Annotated in this window: 22 protein-coding genes; 13 read left to right on the top strand and 9 right to left on the bottom strand. The window is 65.9% G+C overall.

The annotated features are described in order from the left end of the window. Positions 1-8: 8 nt before the first annotated feature. Positions 9-674 carry an HAD-IA family hydrolase gene (locus tag PVW46_RS08705; protein ID WP_043143556.1) on the bottom strand — a complete coding sequence of 222 codons (666 nt, stop codon included), beginning with the start codon at positions 672-674 and terminating at the stop codon, positions 9-11. Positions 675-787: 113 nt separating this feature from the next. Between PVW46_RS08705 and glmU the strand changes: the two genes are divergently transcribed. The 3 genes from glmU to PVW46_RS08720 are packed head-to-tail and all read left to right on the top strand — an operon-like array spanning position 788 to position 4668. Continuing rightward, a complete protein-coding gene (gene glmU / locus PVW46_RS08710) occupies positions 788-2140 on the top strand; it encodes a bifunctional UDP-N-acetylglucosamine diphosphorylase/glucosamine-1-phosphate N-acetyltransferase GlmU (protein WP_069211568.1) in 1353 nt (450 codons plus the stop codon). A gap of 36 nt (positions 2141-2176) precedes the next feature. Beyond that, on the top strand, positions 2177-3994 hold the full coding sequence (glmS, locus tag PVW46_RS08715; protein WP_069211567.1) for a glutamine--fructose-6-phosphate transaminase (isomerizing): 1818 nt from the start codon (positions 2177-2179) through the stop codon (positions 3992-3994). Next, positions 3991-4668, top strand: a complete 678-nt coding sequence (locus PVW46_RS08720) for a DNA alkylation repair protein (protein WP_274575641.1) — start codon at positions 3991-3993, stop codon at positions 4666-4668. The genes glmS and PVW46_RS08720 overlap by 4 nt, the downstream gene beginning before the upstream one ends. On the opposite strand, the gene PVW46_RS08725 is transcribed toward PVW46_RS08720, so the two are convergent. Further along, positions 4665-5234: a hypothetical protein gene (locus PVW46_RS08725; protein ID WP_274575643.1), complete on the bottom strand. Its 570-nt coding sequence runs from the start codon at positions 5232-5234 to the stop codon at positions 4665-4667. The two genes, PVW46_RS08720 and PVW46_RS08725, sit on opposite strands and share 4 nt — an antisense overlap. Between PVW46_RS08725 and moaA the strand changes: the two genes are divergently transcribed. After that, entirely contained in the window at positions 5233-6240 is a 1008-nt protein-coding gene (moaA, locus tag PVW46_RS08730) for a GTP 3',8-cyclase MoaA (RefSeq protein ID WP_043143551.1), read from the top strand. The genes PVW46_RS08725 and moaA overlap by 2 nt on opposite strands. 312 nt (positions 6241-6552) lie before the next feature. Here moaA and PVW46_RS08735 read toward each other — a convergent pair whose 3' ends face one another. Then, positions 6553-7659, bottom strand: coding sequence for an anhydro-N-acetylmuramic acid kinase (locus PVW46_RS08735; RefSeq protein ID WP_069211564.1), 1107 nt, complete (start codon positions 7657-7659; stop codon positions 6553-6555). A gap of 62 nt (positions 7660-7721) precedes the next feature. Between PVW46_RS08735 and tyrS the strand changes: the two genes are divergently transcribed. From tyrS to PVW46_RS08750, 3 genes are all read left to right on the top strand, one after another. After that, a complete protein-coding gene (gene tyrS, locus PVW46_RS08740) occupies positions 7722-8975 on the top strand; it encodes a tyrosine--tRNA ligase (RefSeq protein WP_069211563.1) in 1254 nt (417 codons plus the stop codon). 133 nt (positions 8976-9108) lie between these two features. After that, positions 9109-10284 carry a hypothetical protein gene (locus tag PVW46_RS08745; RefSeq protein ID WP_069211562.1) on the top strand — a complete coding sequence of 392 codons (1176 nt, stop codon included), beginning with the start codon at positions 9109-9111 and terminating at the stop codon, positions 10282-10284. A gap of 200 nt (positions 10285-10484) precedes the next feature. Continuing rightward, positions 10485-11360, top strand: coding sequence for a GNAT family N-acetyltransferase (locus PVW46_RS08750; protein ID WP_069211691.1), 876 nt, complete (start codon positions 10485-10487; stop codon positions 11358-11360). Between the two features lie 51 nt (positions 11361-11411). Here PVW46_RS08750 and PVW46_RS08755 read toward each other — a convergent pair whose 3' ends face one another. The 3 genes from PVW46_RS08755 to PVW46_RS08765 form a co-directional block, all read right to left on the bottom strand. Next, positions 11412-12380, bottom strand: a complete 969-nt coding sequence (locus PVW46_RS08755) for a DUF3179 domain-containing protein (protein WP_069211561.1) — start codon at positions 12378-12380, stop codon at positions 11412-11414. A 92-nt stretch (positions 12381-12472) separates the two neighbouring features. After that, the gene (locus PVW46_RS08760; protein WP_069211690.1) at positions 12473-12982 is read right to left on the bottom strand and encodes a peptidylprolyl isomerase; all 510 of its coding nucleotides are present in this window, start codon (positions 12980-12982) and stop codon (positions 12473-12475) included. Positions 12983-13163: 181 nt separating this feature from the next. Next, positions 13164-13676 carry a peptidylprolyl isomerase gene (locus PVW46_RS08765; RefSeq protein WP_043143538.1) on the bottom strand — a complete coding sequence of 171 codons (513 nt, stop codon included), beginning with the start codon at positions 13674-13676 and terminating at the stop codon, positions 13164-13166. A gap of 125 nt (positions 13677-13801) precedes the next feature. Between PVW46_RS08765 and PVW46_RS08770 the strand changes: the two genes are divergently transcribed. Next, positions 13802-14992 (top strand): phosphoglycerate kinase, encoded by a 1191-nt coding sequence (locus PVW46_RS08770; RefSeq protein ID WP_043143536.1) that lies wholly within the window; start codon positions 13802-13804, stop codon positions 14990-14992. A 21-nt stretch (positions 14993-15013) separates the two neighbouring features. Here PVW46_RS08770 and PVW46_RS08775 read toward each other — a convergent pair whose 3' ends face one another. From PVW46_RS08775 to PVW46_RS08785, 3 genes are all read right to left on the bottom strand, one after another. Further along, the gene (locus PVW46_RS08775) at positions 15014-16036 is read right to left on the bottom strand and encodes an alpha/beta hydrolase (protein WP_052244574.1); all 1023 of its coding nucleotides are present in this window, start codon (positions 16034-16036) and stop codon (positions 15014-15016) included. A gap of 88 nt (positions 16037-16124) precedes the next feature. Next, positions 16125-17132 carry an alpha/beta hydrolase gene (locus PVW46_RS08780; protein WP_083242514.1) on the bottom strand — a complete coding sequence of 336 codons (1008 nt, stop codon included), beginning with the start codon at positions 17130-17132 and terminating at the stop codon, positions 16125-16127. Positions 17133-17173: 41 nt separating this feature from the next. Then, the gene (locus PVW46_RS08785; protein WP_069211559.1) at positions 17174-18109 is read right to left on the bottom strand and encodes a hydrogen peroxide-inducible genes activator; all 936 of its coding nucleotides are present in this window, start codon (positions 18107-18109) and stop codon (positions 17174-17176) included. Between the two features lie 120 nt (positions 18110-18229). Here PVW46_RS08785 and PVW46_RS08790 point away from each other — a divergent pair, with 120 nt between their 5' ends. The 5 genes from PVW46_RS08790 (at position 18230) to PVW46_RS08810 (ending at position 20598) form a co-directional block, all read left to right on the top strand. Then, positions 18230-18469 carry a YdcH family protein gene (locus tag PVW46_RS08790; RefSeq protein WP_069211558.1) on the top strand — a complete coding sequence of 80 codons (240 nt, stop codon included), beginning with the start codon at positions 18230-18232 and terminating at the stop codon, positions 18467-18469. Then, on the top strand, positions 18466-18609 hold the full coding sequence (locus PVW46_RS08795) for a hypothetical protein (protein WP_190285435.1): 144 nt from the start codon (positions 18466-18468) through the stop codon (positions 18607-18609). Before PVW46_RS08790 ends, PVW46_RS08795 begins: the two co-directional genes overlap by 4 nt. A 135-nt stretch (positions 18610-18744) precedes the next feature. Then, positions 18745-19047 (top strand): FtsB family cell division protein, encoded by a 303-nt coding sequence (locus tag PVW46_RS08800; RefSeq protein ID WP_043143530.1) that lies wholly within the window; start codon positions 18745-18747, stop codon positions 19045-19047. A 130-nt stretch (positions 19048-19177) separates the two neighbouring features. Further along, positions 19178-20173 (top strand): pyruvate dehydrogenase (acetyl-transferring) E1 component subunit alpha, encoded by a 996-nt coding sequence (gene pdhA / locus PVW46_RS08805; protein WP_069208851.1) that lies wholly within the window; start codon positions 19178-19180, stop codon positions 20171-20173. Between the two features lie 14 nt (positions 20174-20187). Continuing rightward, the gene (locus tag PVW46_RS08810) at positions 20188-20598 is read left to right on the top strand and encodes a hypothetical protein (RefSeq protein ID WP_069208850.1); all 411 of its coding nucleotides are present in this window, start codon (positions 20188-20190) and stop codon (positions 20596-20598) included. Positions 20599-20670 lie beyond the last annotated feature (72 nt).

Consider the following 20670-nt stretch of genomic DNA (forward strand, 5'->3'; position numbering starts at 1 on the left):
CGTTGCCCCTACCCGATCAGCCGCCGGACGACCCCTGACAACTCGTCGAAATGGTCGATCACACCTTCCGGGTTCAGCGCCCTGACCGCCTGCCCCTCGGGCGCGAAGGTGACCAGAACCGAGGGCACGCCCGCCGCGGCGGCGGTCTTACGGTCCGTGTCGCTGTCCCCCACCAGCAGCGAAGCCTCGCGCAGACCGCCGCAGCCTTCGACCGCCGCCCAGTAGGGTGCGACATCCGGCTTGCGCGTCGGCCCGGTGTCGGCGCCGATCAGCGAGCCGAACAACCCGCGCACCCCCAGCCGTTCCAGCAGGACTTGGGCCAGCGCCTCGGGCTTGTTGGTGCAGATCCCGACGGCGTAATCCGCCCCGCGCAGGGCCTCGACCGCCTCGACCGCACCGTCATAGAGCCGCGTGTGCGTGTCGATCGCCGCGCCGTAGTGCTCCAGCAGGTGCGGATACCAGGCGTCCACCACATCCTCGTCCATGCGGCCCGCGCGCGTCAGCCCCTCGGTCAGCATCCGCCGACCGCCACGCAGGGCCACACCCGCATCCGTGGCCGGGTCCAGGCGTACCGCCTCTCCCATGCCTTCGAAACAGGCATTGGCGGCGGCGATCAGGTCGCCGCTGGTGTCGGCCAAGGTGCCGTCCAGATCAAAGATGACGCATTTCTTCATTTGCCTGCCCCCTGCTGTCACATGCCGCAACCTGCCGTGAACCACGCCACCTTGCACCACTCGAACACTCCGATAAAACGGGCAGGAAAAAGAGGCAATTCCGGAGCAGCCTGATGAGCACCGCCCTGATCGTACTTGCCGCCGGCAAGGGCACTCGCATGAACTCGGACCAACCCAAGGTCCTGCACCGGATCGCGGGGGCGCCGATGCTCTGGCACGCGCTGCGCGCCGGTGCCGCGCTGGAGCCCGAGCGGACGGTGGTCGTGGGTGGCCACGGGTTCGACGCGTTGGCCGAGGCGGCCCGCGACTATGACCCCGACCTCTCCGTGGTCGAACAGGCCGAACAGCTGGGCACCGGCCATGCGGTGCGTATCGCGCTGCCCGCGCTGGAGGGGTTCGAGGGCGACGTGGTGGTGCTTTATGGCGATACCCCCTTCATCTCGCCCGACACGCTGGAGGCGATGCGCGCCGCGCGGGCCACGCATGACGTCGTGGTGCTGGGGTTCGAGGCCGCTGACCCGGCCCGCTATGGCCGGCTGGTGATGGAGGGCGACGACCTGGTCAAGATCGTCGAGTTCAAGGACGCGAAAGATGAAGAGCGCGACATAACCCTCTGCAACTCAGGTGTAATTTCGGCAGATAAGGGCCTGCTGGCCGAGATGTTGACCAAGGTCGGAAACGACAATGCCAGTGGCGAATACTACCTGACGGATGTGCCGGGCCTCGCCCGCGCCGAGGGCAGGAGCGCAACCGTCGTCCGCTGCCCCGAGGCGGAAACCCTGGGTGTGAATTCGCGCACCGACCTGGCCTTTGCCGAGGCCGCCTTTCAGGCCGCCGCGCGGGCCGAGCTATTGGACCGGGGCGTCACCCTGCAGGCTCCCGAAACGGTGCACCTGGCCTGGGACACGGTGGTGGGCCGCGATGCCGAGATCGAACCGAACGTGGTCTTTGGCCCCGGTGTCACCGTGGAATCCGGCGCCCGCATCCGTGCCTTTTCCCATCTCGAGGGCTGCCACGTCAGCCGTGGTGCCATCGTCGGCCCCTACGCCCGCCTTCGTCCCGGGGCCGAACTGGCCGAGGACGTGCATGTCGGCAACTTTGTCGAGGTCAAGAACGCGGTGCTGCACGAAGGCGTCAAGGCCAACCACCTGACCTATATCGGCGACGCCGAGATCGGCGAAAAGACCAACATCGGCGCCGGCACCATCACCTGCAACTATGACGGCGTGTTCAAGCATCGCACCGTGATCGGCAAACGCGCCTTCATCGGGTCGGACACGATGCTGGTGGCCCCGGTGACGATTGGTGACGGCGCCATGACCGGATCGGGATCGACCATCACCTCGGACGTGCCGGCCGGGGCGCTGGCGATTGCGCGGGGCAAGCAGGAAACCAAGCCGGGCCTGGCGGAGAAGCTGATGAACATGCTGCGCGCGAAAAAGGCCAAGCAGAAGGCAAACGCCTGACCGGGCGGATTTTTTTGAGACGAGGGATTTGAGAAGATGTGTGGAATCGTAGGCATTCTTGGGACCCACGAAGTGGCCCCGCAACTGGTCGAGGCGCTGCGTCGGCTGGAATATCGCGGCTATGACAGCGCAGGCATCGCCACCGTGCATGACGGCCACCTGGACCGGCGCCGGGCGATGGGCAAGCTGGTCAACCTCTCGGACGCGCTGGTGCACAACCCGTTGGCGGGAAAATCGGGCATCGGGCACACCCGCTGGGCCACCCACGGCGAACCCTCGACCGACAATGCCCACCCGCATAAATCCGGCCCCGTGGCCGTTGTTCACAACGGAATCATCGAGAACTACAAGGAGTTGCGCGCCGAAGTTAAATCTTCGGGACTGGCGCCCACGACCGAAACCGACACCGAGACCATCGCCCTTGTGACCCATAGCCTGATGCAAAAGGGCATGGGGCCGGTGGATGCGGCGATGGCCTGCATCGACAAGCTGGAAGGTGCCTTTGCCCTGGCCTTTCTCTTTGACGGCGAAGACGACCTGATGGTCGCGGCGCGCAAGGGCTCTCCGCTGGCAATCGGGCATGGCGAGGGCGAGATGTACGTCGGCTCCGACGCCATCGCGCTGGCCCCGCTGACGCCGCGCATCACCTACCTGGAAGAAGGCGACCGCGCGGTCCTGACCCGCGAAGGCGTGACCATCCGCGACGAGGCGGGCCGCCTGGTCAACCGCGAGATGCGCAAGGTCCAGATGGATGCCGCCCGGGTCGACAAGGCCGGGTACAAGCATTTCATGGCCAAGGAGATCGCGGAACAGCCGCAGGTCCTGTCCGACGCGCTGAACGCCTACCTGACCGAAGAGGGCATCGCCCTGCCAGATCCGGGCATCGACTTTGCCAAAATCGACCGGCTGACGATGGTCGCCTGCGGCACCGCCTACTACGCCTGCCTGACGGCAAAATACTGGTTCGAACAGCTTGCAGGCCTGCCGGTCGAGGTCGATATCGCGTCCGAGTTCCGTTACCGCGAGCCGCCCGTCCTGCCCGGAACCGCGGCGCTTTTCGTCAGCCAGTCGGGCGAAACGGCGGACACGCTGGCCGCCCTGCGCTATTGCGCGGACAAGGCCGACAAGATCTTTTCCGTGGTCAACGTACCCAACAGCTCGATCGCGCGGGAAAGCGACCTGGCGCTGCCGATCCACGCTGGCGTGGAAATCGGGGTTGCCTCGACCAAGGCCTTTACCTGCCAGTTGAACGTGCTGCTGCTGCTGGCACTCAAGGCGGCAGAGGCGCGCGGGCGGCTGACGCCCGAGGCGCGCGACGAGATCCTCAAGGGCCTGCGCGCGCTGCCCGGCACCTTCAACGCCGCCTTGGACCGCGACGAGGTGATCGCGGGCGTGGCGCGCAAGCTGGCAGAGGCGCGCGATATCCTTTTCCTGGGGCGCGGCCTGATGTATCCCCTCGCGCTTGAAGGCGCGTTAAAACTCAAGGAAATCAGCTACATCCATGCCGAAGCTTATGCGTCTGGAGAGCTAAAACACGGCCCCATCGCGCTCATCGACAAACATGTGCCTGTGGTGGTCATGGCCCCCAAGGACGCGCTGTTCGAAAAGACCGTGTCGAACATGCAGGAGGTCATGGCGCGCGGTGGCAAGGTCTGCCTGGTCACCGATGCCGAGGGCGCCGCCGCCGCAGGCCAGGACGTCTGGCGCGTGGTTCAGATGCCGACGGTGCCAGACGTGCTGGCACCCATCCTCTATGCCCTGCCCGCGCAGCTTCTGGCCTATCACACGGCCATCGCCAAGGGCACCGACGTCGACCAGCCGCGCAACCTGGCAAAATCGGTGACGGTGGAGTGACGCCGGACCAGGCCCTGGACACGCTGCGCGCTCAGGGAGACGCAGAGCGCGCCGAGAGATCGGCGCGTTATCACAAGGTGGACCGCCTCTATCTGGGCGTGCCCAACCCGGTGCTGAACGATCTGGCAAAGGAATGGCGGCAGGTCATGGACGTGCCGGGCCGCGTAGCGCTGGCCAGTGCGCTCTGGGCCAGCGACATCCACGAGGCGCGCATCCTGGCGGCCAAGCTGCTGACCCAGGCCCGGCTGCGGCCCGACGACGAGGCCTGGCGGCTGATCTGTTCCTGGGTGCCGACCTTCGACGCCTGGGCGGTAGCCGATCACGCCTGCATGGCAGGACAACGCCGGATCATGGCGGATCTGTCCCGGCTGGACGAGGTCGAGACCTGGACCACCAGCGACCATCTCTGGACGAAACGCGCGGCGCTGGTCATCACGCTGCCGCTTGCGCATCTGAATTTTCCCAAGCCCGAGCAGGCCGATGCCCGGGCGCGCGTGCTGGATTGGGCCGCGGGCTATGTTCCAGACCAGCAGTGGTTCATCCAGAAGGCCGTGGCCTGGTGGATTCGCGAATTGTCGAAACATGACGCCGGGGCCGCGCAGGGTTTCCTCGACTCGCATGGCGCAGCGATGAAACCCTTTGCGCGCAAGGAGGCAGGCAAGTACCTGCCCTAGCCGCCGGCAAAGACCTTGAGCGTCGGCAGATCCGTCAGCGAGGCGCCGATCAGCCGCATGGCCGCCAGCGAGATCCGGCTGCCGCCGGTTTTCGGCCCTTCGATCGGCCTCAGTTCCACTTGCGAGGATTTGCCGGTTGCCGGGTTTTCCACCCGGCCCTGCCGCACCGACGTCACCAGCGGCGTTTCCAGCCAGAACCCGGCCGCCGCCGGATCGCCCAGGCTGGCCACGGTTTCGCCCAGCAGGCTCTCACCCCCCGGCTTTGGCGCCGCGGCTGCCTTCTTGCGCTCATCGGCGGTGGTCGTATCGAACTGTTCCGCCGTGCGCGCGCCCTCTGGCGGCCTGACCGCGGCTGCGCCCTCCGGCGGGGTCTGCGGCTGTGGTGCAAGCACCTCGGCCTGCGAGCGGTCCTTGAGGAAGGGCAGTTTGCCGCAGCCTGCGGGCGCCAGGACGGCGCAAATCAACAGTGTCGTCAGGATGCCGCGCAATTTGCGTCCCTCCCCCTTCATGACATTTCCCACGGCACTCTTGCCGAATTTCCGACCGAGGACTAGTGTCTCGCGCATGACACAATCGCTCATCGATCCCTTTCAGCGCCCGATCTCCTATCTTCGGGTCTCCGTCACCGACCGCTGCGATTTCCGCTGCGTCTACTGCATGTCGGAGAACATGACCTTTCTGCCAAAGAAAGAGCTGCTGACGCTCGAAGAGCTGGATCGCATGTGTTCGACCTTTGTGCGACTGGGGGTCGAGAAACTGCGCATCACCGGCGGGGAACCGCTGGTGCGCCGGGATATCATGACGTTTTTCCGCCGCATGACGCGGCATCTCGACTCCGGCGCGCTCAAGGAACTGACGCTGACGACCAACGGATCGCAGCTGGAACGCTTCGCCGGGGATCTCTACGCGGCGGGCGTGCGGCGGGTGAATGTCTCGCTCGACACGCTGGACGAAAAGAAATTTGCCGACGTCACACGCTGGGGCCGTCTGCCGCAGGTCCTGCGCGGGCTGGACGCGGCACAGGCTGCGGGTCTCCGGGTCAAGCTGAACGCCGTGGCGCTCAAGGGCTTCAACGAGGATGAGCTTTTCTCGATGACCGAATGGTGCGCCGAACGCGACATGGACCTGACCTGGATCGAGGTCATGCCAATGGGCGATATCGGCAACGAGGACCGGCTGGATCAGTACTGGAAACTGACCGACCTGCGCGCGCGGCTGGCCGAACAGTATACCGTGACCGACCTGCCCGAACGCACCGGCGGCCCCGCCCGCTACGTCCGGCTGGAAGAAACCGGCCAAAAGATCGGCTTCATCACGCCGCTCACGCATAATTTCTGCGAAAGCTGCAACCGGGTGCGCCTGACCTGCACGGGTGAACTGTTCATGTGCCTGGGGCAGGAAGACAACGCCGACCTGCGCGCGGCACTGCGCAACCATCCCGACAGCGACGAACCGCTGGAGGCGGCGATCCGCGCGGCCATCGCGCTCAAACCCAAGGGTCACGACTTCGACTACTCCCGCCAGGGTGTGGACGGTCGCGTGTCCCGGCACATGAGCCACACGGGCGGCTGACGTCAGGCTGATCCGGCGGAGCGGCTGCGCCGCACAGGCTGTTTAGACGAGGGGCTCTGCCCCTCGCGCTCCCCGGAGGTATTTTCGGCCCAAAGAAATACTGGGTCGTTCACCCTTGATTAAGGTTAATGCGCCAACCTGTCTGCACGGTACAGGCTGAGGAGCCGATGACCGTGCCCGAAGAAGCATCCGGCAGACACCGGCGCCGCTTCACGCCCGTCTCGTGCGCGTCACGGGGCGGGCGTTTTGCAGGACCCCATGTTTCTTTGGGCTATAAATACCTCCGCCGAAGGCACGCGCCGCAGGCGCGAGTCATCCCTGGACGCTCTCAGGTCGGCTGATTTGTCCGCCCCCCACCGGCGCCGCCACGCCTGTTGTGCCCGGCGCCGATGTGGGCAGGCCACGGGCCACGCGCACGGCGAGATAGGCAAAGGCCTGTGCTTCCAGCATGTCGCCATCGAGGCCCGCCTTTTCCACCGGCTCCACCGGGCAATCCAGCCCCGCCGCCAACATCCGCATCATGACCGGGTTCTTGCGCCCGCCCCCTGTGACCAGCACGCGGGCGGGCGGTTTCGGGCAATGTTCCATCCCCTGCATGACCGCCGCCGCCGCCATGCCTGTCATGGTGGCCGCCGCATCGGCATCCGACAATTCGCGCACGAGGTCCAGCATCAGCGAAAAATCGTCCCGGTCCAGCGACTTGGGCGGCATCTTGCGAAAGAACCCCTCGTCCAGGAACAGCTCCAGCGCGCCGTCCTCGACCCGTCCCTTGCGGGCCAACCGCCCGTCAAGATCGCAATCGAGGCCCAGACGTTCCGCCACGAGGTCGTTGATCGGCGCATTGGCCGGGCCGGTGTCGAAGGCAAGAAGCGCCCCCTCGGCCTCGGGTGTCTCCGCCCGGGGATCGACCCAGGTGAGGTTGCCGACGCCGCCGAGATTGAGAAAACACAGTGGCTCGGTCGCGCCAATATGGCGCGCGCAGGCCCAGTGGAAGAACGGCGCCAAGGGCGCGCCTTCGCCCCCCAGAGAAACGTCCGCCGAGCGGAGATCCCAGACCACCGGCTTTCCCAGGGCCTGCGCCAACGCGGCGCCATCGCCCAGCTGGTGCGTGCCCCGGCCGCGCGGTTCATGCGCCAGGGTCTGACCGTGAAACCCCACCAGCTGCGCCCCCGGGAACTGCGTCAGCAGTTCCACATGCGCGGACTGGATCACCTCCAGCGCCGGTTCCAGCCCCGCGCCGGGCCAGCGCCCCAGGGCAGCCCTCAGCACCGCGCGCTCCCCCTCGGAATAGACGCGGTATCCGCTGGTGCCGAAATCCAGGATCCGCACCCCGTCGGTGTGCAGCATGGCCGCATCCACCCCGTCCAGCGAGGTCCCCGACATGGCGCCAAGCGCCCAGACGGCCCCATCCTTCAACATGCTCTTTCCCTCGGCCCTGCCCGCGCTTATACCTGCGCCGCGTAGTATACAGAGGCACCCGCATGACCTACCATCCCAAATCGGATTTCATGGCCGTCATGATGCAGCGCGGCTACCTGGCCGACTGCACCGACTACCAGGCGCTGGACGAGGCGCTGAGCCAGGGGGTGGTGACCGCCTATATCGGTTATGACGCCACGGCAAAATCGCTGCATGTCGGGCACCTGCTGAACATCATGATGCTGCGCTGGTTCCAGAAGACCGGGCACAAGCCGATCACGCTGATGGGTGGCGGCACCACCAAGGTGGGCGATCCCTCGTTCCGCGCCGATGAACGCCCGCTGCTGACGCCGGACCAGATCGACGCCAACATCGACGGCATGAAACAGGTCTTTGCCAAGTACCTGGACTATGGCGAAGCAGGGAACGGCGCGCTGATGCTGAACAACGCCGAGTGGCTGGACGGGCTCAACTACCTGGAGTTCCTGCGCGACATCGGACGGCATTTCAGCGTCAACCGGATGCTGTCCTTCGAGTCGGTGAAATCGCGGCTGGACCGGGAACAATCGCTGAGCTTCCTCGAGTTCAACTACATGATCCTGCAGGCCTATGACTTTCTCGAGCTATACCGCCGCTATGGCTGTACCCTGCAGATGGGCGGCAGCGACCAGTGGGGCAACATCGTCAACGGCATCGACCTGACCCGCCGTGTTCTGGACGAAGAGATCTATGGCCTGACCTCGCCGCTGCTGACCACCTCGGACGGGCGCAAGATGGGCAAGAGCCAGGGCGGCGCGATCTGGCTGAACTCGGACATGCTGTCGCCCTATGAATTCTGGCAGTTCTGGCGCAACACGACCGATGCCGACGTGGGCCGGTTCCTCAAGCTTTATACAGAGATGCCGCTGGACGAATGCGAACGCCTGGGTGCGCTGGCCGGATCCGAGATCAACGACGCCAAGATCGTGCTGGCCAATGAGGTCACCGCGCTGTGTCACGGGGCCGAGGCGGCGGCGGCAGCAGAGGCCACCGCGCGCGAGGTCTTTGAGAAAGGAGGCGTCGGGGATGATCTGCCGACGCTGGAACTGTCGCCTGCAGACCTGGGTGACGGGATTTCCATCGTGCAGCTGATCGTCAAGACGGGCCTGGCGAAGTCCGGCAAGGAGGCCAAGCGCCTGATCGCCGAGAACGGCGCGCGCATCGACGATGCGCCGCTGACCGATGCCGGGATGATGCTGGACGCGGGTGCGCTGGCCTCGCCGGTCAAACTGTCGGCGGGCAAGAAGCGGCACGCGCTGGTCAAGCTGGCGGACTGAGCCTTTCGGCCTGAACGGAACACGGGCCGTCCCCCGCGGGACGGCCCGTTGCTTTTGCGCGGGGCCGATTGATCCGGAGGGCCGAACCGGGCAATCTGACAGGGATTTATTGTCTCATGAACAGGTTGTCCCGATGCGATTTCTTTCCGGCTTGATCTGCCTGGCCCTGCTGGCCACGCCGCTGCAGGCGGCCACGCTTGACACCGACATTTCGCCGAAGATGGCAGAGATGGGATGTACCGCGCGCCTGTCCGGCCCCATCGAAACAGGCGACCTGGAGCGGATCGCCCCCTTTCTCGAAACCTCGCCGACAGGGGGATTTGACGATCCGGATTTCAGGCCCGATGTCATCTTTCGACAGTTCAGCCCGGCGCTGGACTACGCACCCGATGCGATCTTTACCCACCGGGTGTGCCTGAACAGCGCCGGCGGCTCGCTGGTCGAGGCCCTGCGCATCGTCGGCTACATCCAGGATCAAAGCAGCGACCGCAGCGGCGGTCCCGCCGGCATCCAGACGGCCATCGCCCGCGACGATACCTGCAACGGCGCCTGCGCGCTGGTCTTTCTGGCCGGGCGTTTCGTCCGGTTTTCCGGCAACCCCGCCTACGAGGGCCGTTCGAATTTCATCCTGCACCCCAAGGGCCGGCTGAGCCTGCACGCACCCGCCATAGACCTGACCCAGGACAGCTATTCCCCCGAGACGGCACGCCAGATCTGGGAGGTGGGGATGCAGGCCAGCGCGCGCATTGCCGCCATGATCGCCGGCGGCGGACTATTCATGTCAGAGGGCTTGTTCGCCGAGATGCTGGCGCATCCCGCAGATGATCCGCTGGTGCTGGACACCGTGGAACAGGCGGTGCGCTGGGGCGTCGACGTGGAACCCAACGTGCTGAACTATGGGCGCTATCCCTATGCGCAGGAACAGTTCTTTGACGCGATCTGCCGCAACAGCCGCAGCCAGGCGCCCGTGCACCTGGACCTGCAACCGGGGTCCGGCGCGATGACCTTGACGCGGAACGGCGAGGTCATGCGCTCGACCGGGGCCTTTGTCGATGCGCGCACCGGGCGCCCCTATGATTGTGAGATCAACGCGGGCCAATGGGAGGAATTCCAGAGCTGGCTCTATCCCGATGGCTACGGCGGTGGGCAGATGCCCCGCCTACGGTTCAGCTGCTACAATGCACGGGTTACCCTGGTATCGCAGGTCGAATGCTACGATTGCGACGTGGATATCGAGCTGGGCTGCATGGGCATCCTGCCGCCCGATGTGCCGATCGCCGACATCTACATGGACCCGCCGCTGCCCTGATGGTCAGAAAACCGCCTGGACCACGGCCAGGGCCGCAAAGGGCAGTGACAAAGCCCCCGCCAGCAAGAGCGCGGCCGCCACGGTCGGGCGGGGACGGGCCATGTCACGGGAAGTGGCGCGGGGCGGATCTTGCCGCAGGTGTTTGGACATCATGAGCGCAGTTAACAGCATGGAAACTTTCCATGCGGTTAATGGCGCTCATGTCCCTGCTCTTGCCCCTGCCCCAGTCCAAGGAATTCGCCCGCAGCTGCGATCTGCTCGGCCAGCCCCTGCGCCGCTGTCGGAACGACGGCGGACTGGTCTGGCAAGTGCAGTCGCGCCGGTTCGGCCCGCTGGGACGGCTGGACCTGGTGTCGCGCGGGCCGGTCGCGGCACATCCGGACGACCTGGTCAGCTGGCTGCAGGATTGGGCGCGCTGGCAGGACAGGCGGCCACTGGTGCTGAATGCCGACGGGCTGAGCGCCGGGGCGCTGCGCGGTGCCGGGTTCTGGCCGATGGTGACGCCGACCACGCTGGCCCTGCTGCCACTGGGAACCGAGGCCGGTATGCGGGCGGCACTGGCGCAGAAATGGCGCAACCGGCTGAACCGGGCGGAACGGTGCGGGCTGACGCTGCGCGAGACGGACCTAACCCCGGATCACTGGATCCTGACCGCCGAGGGTGTGCAGGCCCGCGCCAGAAGTTATAAGGGCTTTCCCCCGGCGTTCAGCGCCGCCTTTGCCCAGGCCAACCCCGGCGCGGCGCGGGTGTTCGAGGCACTGGACAAGGGCAGGCCCGTCGCGGGCGCGCTGATGCTGCGGCACGGGCGCATGGCCACCTGGCAAATCGGTGTAACCACGCCGGAGGGACGGCGATGCCACGCGATGAACCTGCTGCTCTGGCGCGCCATGCAGACGCTTTCGGCACGCGGGCACGATTGCTTGGACCTGGGCATCCTGAACACGCAGGACGCGCCCGGCGTGACCCATTTCAAGCTAGGCACAGGTGCGCGGGCACATCGCCTTGGCGGAACATGGCTGCACATGGGGGCGCTGGCCCCGCTGGCGCGGCGCCTGCCGCTGAGGTTGGCGGCATGACCGTCCCATTGCGAGGATGGGTTGACACAACCCATCCTACGGGCGCCGCGTTCACTCGCCCAGCATCCACTCTCCCTCTGGCCAGAAGGCGTGAAAGGCAAAGGCGAACATCACGTCATGCGGCAAGTCGGCGCCGCCCTCATCCCGCACCCGGACCGAGCCCACGTCGCGCCCCGCCGCGATCCGGCCCGCATCCAGCGCCGAGGCCTGACCGGCGCGCCAGGTGATGACCACGCCCGCCTCGCGCAGCTCGCCGGCCTCGGCAAGGCGATCCATCGGCCAGGCCCGGTCGCCCACGCGCACCACCCGCATCAGCGGCGGGATGCCGTGCGGCGGCATCTCTCCGGAATAGAGAAAGGGCCGTTTCGACGAGTCGTAGTTGCGGTAGGGGTTCTGACCGTAGGGCCGGTTCCAGGCCGGTTCGGCCATGACCACGCCGTCCGCGTGACGTTCCCGGAACTGGGCAAGGCTTTCCATCCAACTGGGCAGCGTGACCAGTTCGACCCCGGTCAGCTCACCCACGATGCCGGTGCCGATGGCCTGCTGCCACCAGCTCTGGGTTTCGCGGTCATACATGACCATGTCCGAGTTGCGCAGCTTGCCGGACACGCCGAATGTCAGCACCCTGTCCCCGACGCGCCGGTCGAAGGTCAGGGCAGAGTTGCACAAGGGGCAGAAGGTGACCGCCACCGGGACCTCTCCGATGACGTCGTTCACGATTTCATGCCAGGTGAGATAGCGGATCGGGTAGGCGCGCGGGCGCTCGCCCTCGATCACGACGGTAATGACCGGCTCGGCATCGGGGATGCGGCTTTCCTGGTCGACCGGGATGAACTGCGGATCGGTCAGCGCCGGGATGCCGTCCTTGGGCGGGCCGCCCGACATGATCTCGACCCAGTTGGTGATGGTGGTCTTTTCGAAATCCGTGTCCGGCCATTCGTGTTTCCAGAAGGCGGGATCGGCGGCAGCCGACACGGCGGCAAAGATCGTCAGAAAAGCAAGTCTGGGCAAAAGGCGCATTGGCTCTCCTCCGGGCGTGGCCCGAAGGATGCCGCGAAAATCTGCGTCTGCCCAGCCTGTCCCACGCGCTTTTGACAGCGCGTGGGCACGGGTCACTCCTGGGTGACAGTGACCTTGACCATGCGATCCGGCTCTCCGGTCACGGCACCGTTGGCGCGCTGGTCACCGCGCTTGATGGCGTCGACCACGTCCATGCCCTCCGTCACCTTGCCGACGATCGTGTACTGACCGTCAAGGAAGGGACCGGGGGCGAACATGATGAAGAACTGCGAATTGGCGCTGTCCGGGCTTTGCGACCGCGCCATGCCGACGACACCGCGTTCGAAGGACAGCTCCGAGAACTCCGCCTCGAGGTCCGGCAGGGTCGAGCCGCCCATGCCGGCGCGGCGCATGTCGAAATCCTCACCCCCCGTGCGGCCGAACTGAACGTCGCCGGTCTGGGCCATGAAGCCATCGATCACCCGGTGAAAGACCACCCCGTCATAGGCACCGGCCTTGGCCAGCGCGACGATCTGGGCGGTGTGGCCCGGGGCCACGTCCTCGAAGAGGTCGATGGTGATGGTGCCGTCCGCCTCGCCCGCAAGCTGGATCTGCAGCCCCATATCCGCGCCTTCGGGCAGCGGTTCAAGGACAGGCTCGGCCACGGGCGCAGGCGCGGCGGCCACGCCATCCTCGGCAGGCGCGGCAGGATCGGGGGCGGCATCCACCGCCCCTGCACCACCGCGCAGCACCGAATAGCCCCCCAGGCCGACCAGCAGCACGGCGACCGCTAGAATACCGCCTTTAACCGGTGACATCTGCGGCCACCTTCACCGAGATCATGCGGTCGGGATTCGCGGGCGGCTCGCCCCGGGTGATCGCGTCGACATGGTCCATGCCCTCGATCACGCGGCCATAGACCGTGTACTGACCGTTGAGGAAATGGTTGTCCTTGAAGTTGATGAAGAACTGAGAGTTGGCGCTGTTGGGGTTCTGCGAGCGCGCGGCGCCCAGGGTGCCCCGGTCATGCGGCAGCTTGGAGAACTCTGCCTTGAGGTCCGGCAGGTCGGAGCCGCCGGTGCCCGCGCGGCGCAGGTTGAAGTCCTTTTCCATGTTGCCATGCGCCACGTCGCCGGTCTGGGCCATGAAGCCCTCGATCACGCGGTGAAAGCAGACGTTGTCATAGGCACCCGCGCGCGCCAGCTCTTTCATGCGCGCGGCATGGTCGGGGGCCACGTCGGGCAGCAGCTCGATGGTGACGGTGCCGCCCTTGAGTTCCATCAGGATGGTGTTTTCCGGGTCCTTGATATCGGCCATTGGTCTTTCTCCGTTTCTCATTTGCGACGAGAGGTAGCCTGTGACGCGGGCAAAGCCAAGACGGCGTTGACCTGCACGGCACATCGGGTCTAGTGGGCCGGGGAATTGCGACCGGAGAGTGAGAGATGGGCTGGAACACCCTTGACGACATGGACCTTGAGGGCAAGCGCGTGTTGACCCGGGTCGACATCAACGTGCCGATGGAAGACGGGGAAGTGACCGATGCCACGCGGATCGAGCGGATCGCGGCGACGGTGCAGACCATCCTGGACAAGGGCGGCAAGCCGGTGCTTCTGGCGCATTTCGGCCGCCCCAAGGGCGAACGTCGCGCCGACATGAGCCTGCAACCGCTGATCCCGACGATGGAAGCGGTGCTGGGCGTCGAGGTCGTCTTTGCCAGCGACTGCATCGGCCCGGCAGCGGCTGCGGTGATCGACGGCCTGGGCGAGAACCAGGTCGCCTTGCTGGAGAACACCCGTTTCCACGCGGGCGAGGAAAAGAACGACCCCGAACTGGTGGCCGGGATGGCCGCGCTGGGGGATGTCTATTGCTCCGACGCCTTTTCGGCGGCGCACCGGGCCCATGCCTCGACCACGGGCCTTGCCCATGCCCTGCCCGCCTGCGCCGGTCGCCTGATGCAGGCCGAGCTTGAAGCCCTGGAAGGCGCGCTTGGCACGCCTGCACGGCCCGTGCTTGCCGTGGTCGGCGGGGCCAAGGTTTCGACCAAGCTGGACCTCCTGGGCAACCTCGTCGAAAAAGTCGACATGCTGGTGATCGGCGGCGGCATGGCCAATACTTTCCTTGCCGCCAAGGGCATCGACGTGGGCAAGTCGCTGGCCGAACACGAGATGACCGGCACCGCGAAAGAGATCATGGCCAAGGCCGAGACGGCGGGTTGCCGGATCATCCTGCCGACCGACGTGGTTGTGGCGCGCGAGTTCAAGGAAGGCGCCGAAAACGAGACCGTTCCTGCGGATGCCTGCCCCTCGGACGCGATGATCCTGGATGCCGGGCCGGACTCCGTGGCCGCCGTGATCGCGGCCATCGACGAGGCCGAAACGCTGATCTGGAACGGCCCGCTGGGCGCCTTCGAGATCGCACCCTTCGACGCGGCCACCAATGCCGCCGCGAAACACGCGGCGGAACGCAGCGAACTGGGCAAGCTGGTCTCGGTCGCGGGTGGTGGCGATACGGTCGCGGCGCTGAACAAGGCCGGTGCGGCCTCCGGGTTCAGTTATATCTCGACCGCCGGGGGCGCCTTCCTGGAATGGATGGAAGGCAAGACCCTGCCCGGCGTCGCCGCGCTGGAGGCCTGAGCGCCCCTTGCGCCCGGCGGTCTATCGCTGCCGGGCGAGTTCCCGTTCCATCCGGTAAAGCACCTTGATCGCCTCGGGCGCCGTCAGGGCGGTGATATGCTTGCGCCGGTCGCCGCCGCGAAAATCGCTGAGATCGACGATCCGGATCGGCAGGCCCGCCAGCCGCGTCTTGTCCTGGATCGATCCCAGCCGCCAGGGTTTGCCCGTTAGCCAGGCAGAGACGCTGAGCGCCGAATCCATCTTTGAGACAAGCACGAGGAAGGGTTCCGGGAAGGGCTTGATTTTCAACGCCTGCTGCACAAAGACATCCTCGTCGATGTCCGGGCTGATCAGCGCCACGCCGCGCAGCGCCTTGAGAGATGCCTCGTCCCCTGCAATCGACGCCTGGCGCAGCGCCTCCATCGTCAGTTGCGCGCCCATCGAATGCGCCACCAGCGTCACGCGCCAGCCTTCGCTGGCGAGGTCGCGCAGCACCTGCGCCAGCCCGTCGCGCGAGAACATCACGCTGTCACGGTCATAGACATAGCCGCGCACCCGCCCCGCAGAGGCCCAGGAATAGAGCACGATCGGGATCTTGGCGTCGAAGTCATGCGCCACCTGCGCAACCCGGTAGACCGCCTCGGCATTGCGGACGTTGAACCCGTGCACGAACAGCACGACGTCTTTGCGCCCCGGCTGCGACGCGGAGGTCAGACCGTCGAGGAACTGGCGCTTGCCCGCATAGGGCGCGCCGTCGCGGGTGACGAAATGGCGGGCGGGATCGGGACTGGCCCGGCCGGGCCATTCGATTTCTCCCTCCTCGTGGGTGGGCGGGATCGAGATGTCTGCCCAACCATAACGCAGTTCCTGCGACCGGGCCGCACCAAAGGCCTGACGGACCAGTTCCAGGTCGCCCTCGGGGGCGAGGTTGCGGTTGGTGGCGACAAAGACGCGCCGCAGGTCGGCAGCCCCGGCCACGGCGCGCGGCACGTGGTCGATCTGGCCCCGGGGGGCGCAGGCGGCGACAAGGCCGGCCAGAAGGATGATGAATAACCCTTTCGTCATGCGACGAAAATTTAACTGGCGCGCGATTCGTTTCCAGCCCTTTGTTGCATCAGACCGCCAATAGCAGTGCAGCGATGCAACGCCGCCCCTATGGCGTGGACAGGTCGCGCAGCAGGCGGATCGCCTCGGGCGCGGTAAAGGCTGTGGAATGCCCCGCTCTGTCACCGCCGGGAATGGTGCTGAGGTCGATGATCTCGATCGGCAGTTGCGCCAGCCTTGACGGATCGTCGATCGAGCCAAGCCGCGACGGCGTGCCGGTCAGGAGGGCCGCCAGGCCCAGGGCCCGGTCCCGGCGCGACACGACGATCATGAAAGGTTCAGGGAAGGGTTCGATCCGGCGCGCTTGCCGGAGAAAGACATCCTCGTCGATATCGGGGCTGATCAGGGCCACGCCCATGATGCTGGTCAGCGCCCTGCCCTTGCCGGAGATCGAAATCTGCCGCAGCGTCTCCATCACCAGCTGGCTGCCCATCGAATGGGCGATGATGAGAACCCGCCGCTTGTCGCGCGCCAACCCCAGCAGCAGGGATTCGAGATCGTCGCGTGCGAAGATCACGCTGTCGCGGTCATAGACATAGCCGCGCGGATCACCGGCCGAAGGCCAGGAAAAGCTGATGACCGGGTCTTCTGTCTTGTAGTCATGCGCGATCTGGGCCAGTCGGTAGACCGCCTCGGCGTTGTTCACGTTGAACCCGTGTACGAACAGCACCACGTCGGGGCGCCCACCCGGGCGCGGCAGGTTGCGCAGAAAAGCCAGTTGGCTGGCGTAGCGCTCGCCCGACAGCGCCACGAAATGCTGTGCCGGGTCCGGGCGGTCGTTGCCCGGCCATTCGATCTGGCCCGGCTGGTGGCTGGGCGGGATCGAAATGTCGATACGGCCATAACTCACCACCGGGTCGCGGCTATCGCCAAAGGCCTGGTGCAGCGCCTCTTCGGGGGACCCCTGTTCGAGGTGACGATTGCTGGCGATGAACACCCGCTGCACCGTCGCGTCATAAGCTTCGGGCGTCACGCCCTGGACAAGGGACACCATGCCGCGCGGGCCGCAGGCGGCGACAGACAGACAGATCGTCAGGACGAAAAACACACGAGTCATGGCCGCACAATCGGGGAAACCGCGCGCAAGGTCGAGAGCTCTCAGCCCTCGGGAATGACAACACCTGCGTGATCGACGCGAATGACCTCGCGCAGCACATCGGCCAGCCGTTCGAGACTGGCCGCCCGCCCCGAGCTTTGCCGCCAGACCAGACCGACGGACCGGGTGAATCGCCCCTTGCGGAAGGGGCGCACCGCCACGTCGCCACGCGGCGCGCTGATTTCCGAGCGTACGTAGAGCGCGGGCAGAAAGCTAAGCCCCATGTTCATCGCCACCATCTGGCGCAAGGCATCGAGGCTGGTGCCCTCGTAGTCGGCGCTGAGATGCGCGCCCAGGTCGCGGCAGAGCGTGGCAATCTGGTCATGCAGGGCAAAGGCGCTGGACAGGGACAGGACGTCCTGTCCCGCCAGGTCGGTATCGCGCACCTCCTCTGCCTCGGCCAGCGGGTGATCATGGGCCATTGCCACCACCAGGGGTTCGCGGAACAGCCGGATCACGGTCACGTCCCGGGCCTGAACCGGCAGTTGCGTCAGGATGGCGTCATGCACCCCGGCAACCAGGTCCTCTATCAGGTCGCGCGGCGCGCCATCACGCAGGATCAGCTTGGCGTCCGGGTCGGCGGCGTGCAGGCGGCGGACCAGTCCGGGCAGCAGGTAGGGGCCGATGGTGGGGGTCGAACCCAGCCGCAGCTGCGCCGCCTTCCCCGTTCCCAGCATCTGCGCGGTTTCCACCAGCGCCTCGACCTCTTCGGCGATGCGGGCGGCGCGGGCGCGCACCTCGCGGCCCTCGGGGGTCAGGACGACACCGCGGCGTCTGCGTTCCACCAGGTGCAGGCCCAGCCGCTTTTCCAGTTCCGCAATCTGCAGGCTGAGCGAAGGCTGGCTGATACCCGCGCGCGCGGCGGCGCGGCCATATTGTCCGGTCTCGGCCAGCAGGAGAAAGTAGCGCAACTGGCGCAGGCTTGGGGTCTCGGGCACGACGGGCCTCCTGTTTCCTGAGATATAGGAATAACCAATGAAAAATCATCATTGCATTGGGTTTTACCGCATTCCGTTGCCCCCCATCTCGATCCCGTAACGCCAGAGGAGGACCCGAAGATGAAGACAGCAAAGACCGGCACCCCATCGCTGGAGGCCCGCGTTCAGGCGCTTCGCAGCCGCCACGCCGCGCTGGAACAGGACATCGAGGCCGAACAGCGCCGCCCCCTGCCCAGCATGAGCCGCCTGCGCGCGCTGAAATCGCGCAAGCTGATGCTGAAAGACGAGATGACCTACTACAGCGGCTTGCTGCAGACGCTGTCGTCGATGCACCGGGACAATCCACAGGGGGCCGCATGACACCCTTCGGTCCGCTGGACTTCCTGCGCGCCGCCCAGTTCCTGCGCAGCGGCGACCCCGACGAATTCGCAGAGGCGGTTCCGGGTGGCGCCCCGCCCCCGCGCCCGCCCGCCCCGAAAACCGAGTCGCCACGGCGCTGAGTGCATGAATGCAACGCTGCAAGGACTTTTTGCAGCGCGCCGCGAATCAGGTGCCGCGCGGGATTCCCTTTCCCGCGCGGTTGTGCCACTCTCCCACCATGCGCCCCCAAAGAGGCGCGTGTTTGAGGCAGACACATGACATCCCGTCGATCGCGCCCTTCGCTGGGGGCCTTGGTCTTTTTCTCCGTGACGCTGAGCCTTTCGGCCTATTTCACCTTTGCCGCCGTGCAGGGGGATTCCGGCCTGTTCCGTCGCGCGGAAATCGCCGTCGAAGGCGACAAGCTGGCCCGCGAACTGGACGAGCTGCACGCAGAGGTCGCGCGGATGGAAAACCTCACACGCCGCCTGTCCGACGATTTCCTGGACCTCGACCTGCTGGACCAGCAGGCCCGTGACGTGCTGGGCCTGATCCGCAGCGACGAGATCGTGGTGCACTGACACGCGCTTGCCCTTGTCGCCGCTCTGCCCGCTCCCGTGACCGGACGCGTATAGGCTTTACGCGGTCGCGCACCCCGCCTATCCTCGCCCGAAGTAGTTCAGTACTGAACGAGTCCTGGGGAGGAGTGTCATGGCAGCCCGAAAGACAACGGCGAAACCCAATGTCTCGCCCGAGGAGCTGACGCAGTATTACCGCGACATGCTGTTGATCCGCCGGTTCGAGGAAAAGGCCGGCCAACTCTACGGCATGGGCCTGATCGGTGGCTTCTGTCACCTCTACATCGGGCAGGAGGCCGTCGTCGTGGGCCTTGAGGCCGCCGCAGAGGATGGCGACAAGCGCATCACCTCGTACCGCGATCACGGGCACATGCTGGCCTGCGGGATGGACCCGAATGGTGTCATGGCGGAACTGACCGGCCGTGAGGGCGGCTATTCCAAGGGCAAGGGCGGCTCGATGCACATGTTCAGCCGCGAAAAGCAATTCTACGGCGGGCACGGCATCGTCGGCGCGCAGGTGCCACTGGGCGCGGGCCTTGCCTTTGCCGACAAGTACAAGGGCAACGGCCGCGTGACCTTCACCTATTTCGGGGATGGCGCCGCCAACCAGGGCCAGGTCTACGAGACCTTCAACATGGCCGCCCTTTGGGACCTGCCCGTGGTCTTCGTGATCGAGAACAACCAGTACGCGATGGGCACGGCGATGAAGCGGTCGACCTCGACCCCGGACATCTATCACCGCGGCAACGCCTTCGGCATCCCCGGAGAGATGGTCGACGGCATGGATGTACTGGCAGTGAAGGCGGCGGGCGAAAAGGCGGTGAAACACTGCCGCGCAGGCAAGGGCCCCTACATCTTGGAAATCAAGACCTACCGCTATCGCGGCCATTCCATGTCGGACCCGGCCAAGTACCGCACCCGCGAGGAAGTGTCGAAGATGCGCGAGGAGCGCGATCCCATCGACCACGTCCGCGACATGCTGGTGCAGGGAGGCCATGCCTCCGAAGAAGACCTCAAGGCCATCGACAAGGAGATCAAGGCGGTGGTCAACGCCTCCGCCGAGTTCGCCCGTGAAAGCCCGGAACCGGCGCTCGACGAGCTCTGGACCGACATCTACGCAGACGCCTGACCCGAGGATCCATCATGAACGGAAGTATTGCCGGAGCACTTGTCTCCAACATCATCGGTGGCGTCATCGGCCAGCTGATCTATGCCGCCCTTGTCATGCTGGTCCTGCGCTGGCTGTTCAAGAAGCGGGTCCCCTATGGCGGGCTCTTCAAGGTATACATCCTTGTTTTCCTTGGCTTCTTTGTGCTGTCTTTTGCCCTGGGCTTTGCCCTTGGCGCAGCGGGGGCAATGACTCTTCTGTCGGTGCTGATCGGCATCCTGTCCATCGCCGTCTTCGTCCTGCAGGCCTATTGGGTGGCAAAGTACGTAGAACCGCTCGATGGGTCCAACCTGACGATGGGTAATGTGTTGATCTCGCAGATCGTCATTTTGGTCGTCGCGATCGCGATCGGGCTCGTCGTCGTTCTGGCGTTGGGCGGGTTCTGAAGGAGCGTTTGACATGCCAACTGAAATCCTCATGCCCGCCCTCTCCCCCACGATGGAGGAAGGCACGCTGGC

The sequence above is a fragment of the Mameliella sp. AT18 genome, from assembly GCF_028807275.1.
Taxonomy (GTDB): domain Bacteria; phylum Pseudomonadota; class Alphaproteobacteria; order Rhodobacterales; family Rhodobacteraceae; genus Antarctobacter; species Antarctobacter albus.